Origin of the sequence: Reichenbachiella sp. MSK19-1 (assembly GCF_003590315.1) — a bacterium.
Classification (GTDB): domain Bacteria; phylum Bacteroidota; class Bacteroidia; order Cytophagales; family Cyclobacteriaceae; genus Reichenbachiella; species Reichenbachiella agariperforans.
In genome coordinates, this window is record NZ_MIER01000002.1 from 2042239 (window position 1) to 2050301 (window position 8063).

Genomic DNA, 8063 nt, shown 5'->3' on the forward strand with positions numbered 1-8063 from the left:
ACGCAAAAACCGTAAATTCATCGAAAACACACCTTCTATTTGTCATATTCTATATAAAAAAAGTACACAATGCTTACTTTAGCCTAGTGATAGTCTTACATTATACATATAATGGTGATTCTCTAGTAGAATTAGAACAAAACCGAGCTGGTTACTTTATGCCTTGCTCACGCATAAAAAGTATAACTTTTTTCAACTCCTATGAATAGCTATAGAAAGATAATCTTTATCCTTCCTTTTTTGTTAACTGCATTGTTGACCTCTTTCATGGTCTCTGCACAAGAGATCTGTGATGATGGAATCGACAATGACAATGACGGATTCATTGACTGTTACGATGGTCAGTGCTCTGGGGATGCACAGTGTCTCGAGTTTTATTTTGGAAACTCAGTCAAATGTAGTGATGCCGCTACGCAGAACCCTGCGTTCACGGTCAAGCTACAGTGGGCATCAGCAGACGAAACGGCATTTAACTCTGTCACCCCAGCCATAGGAGATATAGATGGTGATGGCACACCAGAGGTAGTCTCTACCAATCGTGAGCTCAATACGGTCACTATCCTAGATGGTGCTACAGGTGCCACTCAAGAAGGACCTCTCAATGTAGGTTTTGATATAGCCAAAACCGTAGCGATTGCCAACCTAAACGATGACGACTGTGGCGAAATATTTGTTCGAGGATTCAAGAACAAAAACATCAAAATGTACGACTGTGAGTTGAATCAAATATGGAGTAAGCAGACAAACACAGGAGACAAAGTCGGGATCATATCCCTTGCAGATTTCAACGGAGATGGAGTGGTTGAACTATTGCATGGTAATGAAATTAGAAATGCACATACAGGAGATGTAATCATAGCAGGTACGGGTAATTTCCGAACAGAAGTACCTCACGGTACGCTAGCTGTAGATATTTTACCTGATGCGGCCTGTGCCGCTTGTTCTGGTTTAGAGATTGTAACGGGAGGTAAAATCTATAGCGTAGACATCCCTGCACAAAGTGACCCTAACGTAACCGTAACGGGAACAAGAAATTTAGAGATGGACATCAATGACATCCTACCTTCGGATGGTCAATATGACATCAAATATGATAGCTGGAACTTCAATGCCGCTGCAGTAGCCGATTACAACCTAGATGGAAACATCGATGTACTCTTCAGTGGTGGACAATATGTAAGTGGTTCATTGGTCACGACGGCCTTTTTCTGGGATCCTACAAACAACAACACACTGACTTTCAATGTCCCGCAAAACCATAAAAATGCAACTGGACGTATCAACATCGCGGATATCGATGGAGACGGAAAACTCAACTGTACGTTCGTATCCAAACAAAGACTCTATGCGCTAGACGAAAACATGGATGAGCTATGGTACAAGGACATCAATGAAGGGTCATCTGGCTTTACCGGGTGTACCGTATTTGACTTTAACGATGACAAAGCCGCTGAAATCATCTACCGTGGGGAGAAGTACGTCCATATCATAGATGGTAAAACTGCGGTCTCATTGAAACAAATCAAATGTACCTCAAGAACCTTTGAAGAATATCCCGTCGTGGCGGATGTAGATGGTGATGGCGCGAGTGAAATATGTGTAGCCTGTTCTACCGATGACAACACGCCTTTCTCTCCATACTCAAATGGTAAATGGAGTCAAATCAGAGTCTTCGAAGCAGATGGCGGTGAAAACTGGCAACCCTCTAGAGCTGTATGGAATCAGCATGGTTACTTTAACGTCAACGTCAATGATGATTTGACTATCCCTGCAATACAACAAGACCCAACCAAAGTGTTTTCTAGTAATGTATGTACCTCTGGCCCCAACCGTCCTCTCAATGGATTCTTGAACCAAGCGCCTTACCTCAACGAAGATGGCTGCCCATCCTATGTAACGCCAGACATCGATATCGTGAGTATTACCAATATCGGTATGGCGGCATGTCCCGACGTATCGTTCAGTGTCACCGTCAACATCCAAAATTCTGGGGATGTAGTCCTTTCTGGTATTCTACCAATCACCTTCTACGATGGTTCTCCGCTAGAAGATGGATCTACCAAACTAAACACCGTTACTACCTCTATGTCAGGCTTCAATGTCGGTAGTAGCATGGCTATCACTGCTGAAGTTATCGGTGGTGGTGGAGATTTTGATCTCTATGTATCCGTCAACGACGATGGAACCCAAAACCCAGCCGTCACGAACTTCATTAGACCCATCCCTGAGTGTAATGATGACAACAATATAGAATTCTCCGCAGTTACTTCTGAGGCTTTTGATCTGGAACATGAGATTGTCAGTCATAACGAACTATGTAACCCTGCCCTACCAGACAATGGTGATGCCAGAGTATATTATTTTGGTACAATCAACGAAACAATCGAAGAGGTATGGGACGAAGATTTTGATGATCTAACAGCAGGTGTAGAAGTAGACAATGGTGCAACCGCATGGTCATTTACGACAACCCCTTCAGGCGCAGATGACCTTAAAGTATCCTTCACAGGAGCTACCAACGAACTATTCTTTGCAGATACTGATGGTGAGGCGGTTTGGAAATCAGAATCCATTGATATTTCGGCTCATCAGTCAGTACGTGTATCTGTAGACCTACGCTCTAGCCCTAAAACGGACAACAGTAATGACTACCTCCGACTCTACTATTCGCTTGATGGTGGGTCAGAAATCGGATTTACTAACGGTATACATTCAGGAAACTTCGGATCAATCACTGCTACTGCATCAGAAGTGGGTAATACGTTACAAATTATCGCTAGAGTTAATACTACAGAAGATGATGAATTCTACTATCTAGATAATATTTTGGTAGAAGGTGTAACTGACGCGCAAACGGGTGAAATCACTGCTGGGTTTGATTTTCACTGGTTTCAAAACAACAACTATTCAGATACAATCTACACAGGTAACAGAATCGCAACACTCGAAGACGGTACCTATCAAGTCATCGCGAGTTCACAAAGCAACTCCTGTCAGTCAGCACCAGAAGAAATCATCATCGATAGAATCGAGGACAGACCTGTCGTAGGTATAGACAAGACTCAAGACCTCACCAACTGTTCTTCACCTGATGGGGTATTGACAGCCTACGTCATTGACGGAACAGACCACATCACTGCAGGCTATGATTTCAAATGGTACATTGGTAATGATCTAACCACAGTACAAAGTACAGGAGCAGTAGCTTCTAACCTACAAGCACGTACCTATACAGTAGTAGTAACCGACAACCTATCGGGTTGTGAAGAAACCTTGTCAGAAGATGTGAGTACTTCTATCACTAGACCTACCGTCTCTGAAGTAAGCACTGTTGACGTAACAGACTGTACGGATACCTCATCAGGAGTCATTACTGTCACTGCGGGTGCAGACGAATCGGATTTCACCTTTAACTGGTATAATGGCACAGGTATCAAAGCCAGTCCTGACTGGAGTGAAACTGGTACCAATAATGGGCATATCTATAGTGGATTAGAACCAGGGTTCTACACAGTAGAGGCTGAAGTGAACGCTACAGGCTGTATTTCGGATTTTATCACGCTCGAAGTTGAGGATCTCTCTGCTTCTCCTGTCGTAAGTGTCGATACTCGTGACAACCAGTCCTGTAGTGACAATGGTAGTGGCAGTGCAACCTCAACCGTCGTAGGAGGTGTCAGTTCAGACTATCTATTCACTTATTATAGCGGTTCTAGCGTCATCGCAGCGAACAAAATCACCACCGTATCAGGAGGAAATGGACAAAGTGCTCTCCTACTAAGTGCCGGTCAATATTTGGTAACAGCCAAAGAAATATCAACAGGTTGTACGGGAAGACAACAATTCACTATCGTAGATAACATTACCAACCCTACAAGCCCTAGTAATCCATTAGATCATATTGTCATTGAGCATGCTACCTCATGTAATGGTACTTCTGTGGCTTCTGGTTCTATAGATGCCTCTGGTCTGGCACTAGACGTTGTAGACACCGATGAGTATGAAGTAGTAGAGAATGGTAGCTTTGAAGTTCCTGACACGAGATTAGCCAGCAATGCACCTTATGTAGTCGCTGGAGGACCTATTGGTTCTAACAGATGGTTCTATATCGATCAAAGTAACACCGATGGATGGAGCACCTACAATGACCATGCGGGAGAAACCTATAGCAACGTAATCGAAATCCACCCAGCGGGATTCGAAGGCAAGCAACCGTATGAAGGATATCAGTGGGCAGAACTCAATGCTCACTACCCTAGTACGCTGTACTTTGACGTGGTAACCAAGCCTGGTATTCGTATGAAATGGGGCTTTGCTCACAGATCACGTGTAAATGGTACCGACTGTATTGCACTCAAAATAGACGATATTTCTGAAGGGGAAAATGGACTAGTCATTAGTAACCAATGTTCTGAACTCAACAACTCTGGACTAAACGGTTGGGCATATTATGAAGGAGATTATGTAATCCCTGCGGGACAAACTGCTACTCGTTTTGCATTTGAAGCTGTTTCTTCAGAAAACGGAAGTAACGTAGTAGGTAATCTACTTGATGGGATCGTGTTCGAAGTAGCTCAATACTACTATCAACTCTATGAAGGTAGCAACACCAGCGACCCAAGCAAATTAGTAGCAGAAAACACTACCGCTGTATTTGATGATCTACCAGCTGGCACATATACCATTTCTATAGTCAACAACATCACGGGTTGTCCTACCGATGACATCACTGTAGTAGTCCAAGAAGCCGATCAGCAGCCAGTGGTTATCAGACAACTTAAGACCTCTGATGATTTCTGTGTGAACGGAAATGGCTCACAAAGAGTCGCTTCATCTACTAACACCACTTTGGGAGAACCCGCAGCTGGTTATGAGTACAATATCTACACTGGTACTAATACAGGGGCTACACCATACGATGGCCCTTATATTGACGCTGATGGAGATTATACTTTCACAGGATTAGAAAATGGCACTTACACCGTAGAAGTTATCAACCTTGATAACCTGTGTTCAAGTACTACACCTGTCACAATTACTGACAATTCGGACTCTCCTAGTTATGCAGGCCCGATCATTTCACCCAATACTACATGTAGTGGCACGCCTAATGGTTTTGTGTCTATCAACGTATTTGGCGATTCGAAAACCGAATATACTTGGACATGGTTTGACGCCAGTGGAACCCCTATTGATGACAAAGAAGACTTGGACGGAAATGTTCATAGTACTGCCAACAATCTTATTGATTATCCAGCAGGAGACTATTCTGTAATAGCCGTACATACACTGACAGGCTGTAGCCCTGGTTCACTTAGTGTAACCATTCCTAACCAACCTGCATCACCGCAAATCAAGCTCGAAGAAGTTGCCTCAAATACTGGCTGTACGATAGCCAATGGTTCATTGACTGCTAGTAGATATGTAGCAGCAACAGACACCTATACTACAGATGACACGACTTTTGAATGGTTCATCGGTACCGATGACTCAGGCACTGCTCTCACAGCAGGTGACGATGCAGGCAACGGGTCTATTGTAGCTTTCTCAGGCACAAACAATCAAACTATCACAGGACTCAATGCTCCTGTATCAAACGCAACTTATACCGTTCGTATAACAGATGATGGCGGTTGTGTCAATACCGCAACCATTACCTTAACGAATAACCCTACGGATCCTACGATAGACGAAACCACTGCTAACGTGACAAACTTGTCAGTTTGTGAAGGCAGTGCCAATTTCGCAGATGGAGAGATTGAGTTAGTGACGGTGAGCGATGCGGTTAGTTCTGCCCCTGCTGATTTCGTTTATACTTGGTATTTCGGTTCTTCGGTAGATGCAACTAAACTCATCTCTAACGGTGATGACATAGCGACCTTGAAAGGCAACAGCCCTGCAGCTGCTCAAGTGATCTCAGGTGCTACTACCCATCACATCACAGGGCTAGATGACGGCTTTTACACCGTGATAGCTAGTAGAACTGCTACAGGTTGTGCGTCTGATCCAGTCACGATAGAGGTAGAAGCTACCCCTATCACATTCAATGCAACATTGGATGCAGCCAACACTTTAACGAACAGTGTCTGTGACATCACAGTCAACACCACGTCAGCACATGACGGTAAAATCACGATTGACCCTACTTCACTCCCTACGGGCACAGCAATAAGTGACTACACATGGGAATGGTTCTCAGGGACGGATGCCACTGCGGGACAAGAAATTGCCACAGTACTCACATCAGCTACCGAATCAGACAATGTACTAGAAGACATCCCAGGTGGGGACTATGCGGTACGTGTCACAAATACTACCACAGGTTGTGTAGCAGTCGAGACTTATAGCATAGCAGACGATGTGACATCTGTTAATATAGATAACTCCGTTGGGGGAGATGTTACCTCTACTCCTCTTACAGTCTGCGAGGGTGCTGCGACGTATCCAAATGGGGCAATAGAATTGAACAACATCGAAGTAGACGGTTCACCAGCCGCATCTGGAGATGTATCCTTTACTTGGTTCTATGGTTCTAATGTGGATGACACCAAAGAAATCGAAGATGGTGATGACATCTTTGTCACCAAAGGTTTGACTAATACGGCTTCTGTAACAGTCACAGGCGCTACAACGGAGCATATCCAAAATCTCAACAACGGTATTTACACGGTCGTAATGACTGATTTAGCCTCTGGCTGTGTGTCTGATCCTATTTCCGTCACCATCAACAACAACCCTCCGGCTGCTTATACAGCTACAGAGGATGCAACCCCAGGTGCTACGATCAACAACTCCGTCTGTAATCTCGCAGAAACTATCTCTGGTAAATACAATGGTCAGATTACCATCACGCTGGACAATGGTGATCCTTTCACAAACTATACACTAGAGTGGTTCTCTGGATTGAATGACAATACTGGTCAAGAAATCGCTACCACTGTACCTGGAGCTGACGCGACTGTCAAAGGCGTACTAAGCAATATCCCTGGTGGGGACTACACTGTCAGAATCACAAATACGGTAACAGGATGTTCTAACCTACAGTCCTTCGAAATCACCGATGAAGAAACTACAGTTGAAGTCAACAATGATGTAGCCGCTGATGTTACCAAAACACACCTCACTGTTTGTGAAGGTGGTACTGGATATCCTAACGGTGCTATCGAATTGAACAACATCACTGTAGCGGGTGCCGCTGCTACCACGAACCTCGAGTACACTTGGTACTATGGCTCCTCAGTTGATGCAGCTAAAGTAATCACAGATGGTACTAGCATTTTTGCACAAAAAGGTATCACAGGCATAACGGCGGTTAATGTTGCTGGAGCAATTACTGAGAATATCCAAAACCTAAACAACGGTATATATACCGTAGTGGTATTGGATCAAAACTCAGGATGTGAAGCGGATCCTATTTCCGTCACCATCAACAACAACCCTCCGGCGGCTTATACTGCGACAGAGGATGCAACCCCAGGTGCTACGATCAACAACTCCGTCTGTAATCTCGCAGAAACTATCTCTGGTAAATACAATGGTCAGATTACCATCACGCTTGACAATGGTGATCCTTTCACTGATTACACCTTCGAATGGTTCACTGGACTAAACGATAACACAGGGCAAGAAATCGCTACTACTGTACCTGGAGCTGATGCGACTGTCAAAGGCGTGCTAAGCGAAATCCCTGGTGGGGACTACACTGTCAGAATCACAAATACGGTAACAGGTTGTTCTAACCTACAGTCCTTCGAAATCACCGATGAAGAAACTACAGTTGAAGTCAACAATGATGTAGCCGCTGATGTTACCAAAACACACCTCACTGTTTGTGAAGGTGGTACTGGATATCCTAACGGTGCTATCGAATTGAACAACATCACTGTAGCGGGTGCCGCTGCTACCACGAACCTCGAGTACACTTGGTACTATGGCTCCTCAGTTGATGCAGCTAAAGTAATCACAGATGGTACTAGCATTTTTGCACAAAAAGGTATCACAGGCATAACGGCGGTTAATGTTGCTGGAGCAATTACTGAGAATATCCAAAACCTAAACAACGGTAT

The 8063-nt window shown here is 44.2% G+C and carries 1 protein-coding gene; it reads left to right on the forward strand.

Translation table 11 applies throughout. The features are described 5' to 3' along the window. Window positions 1–201: 201 nt before the first annotated feature. Window positions 202–8063: hypothetical protein (locus tag BGP76_RS08445; protein ID WP_147407420.1), on the forward strand; the 7862-nt coding region annotated here is incomplete at its 3' end.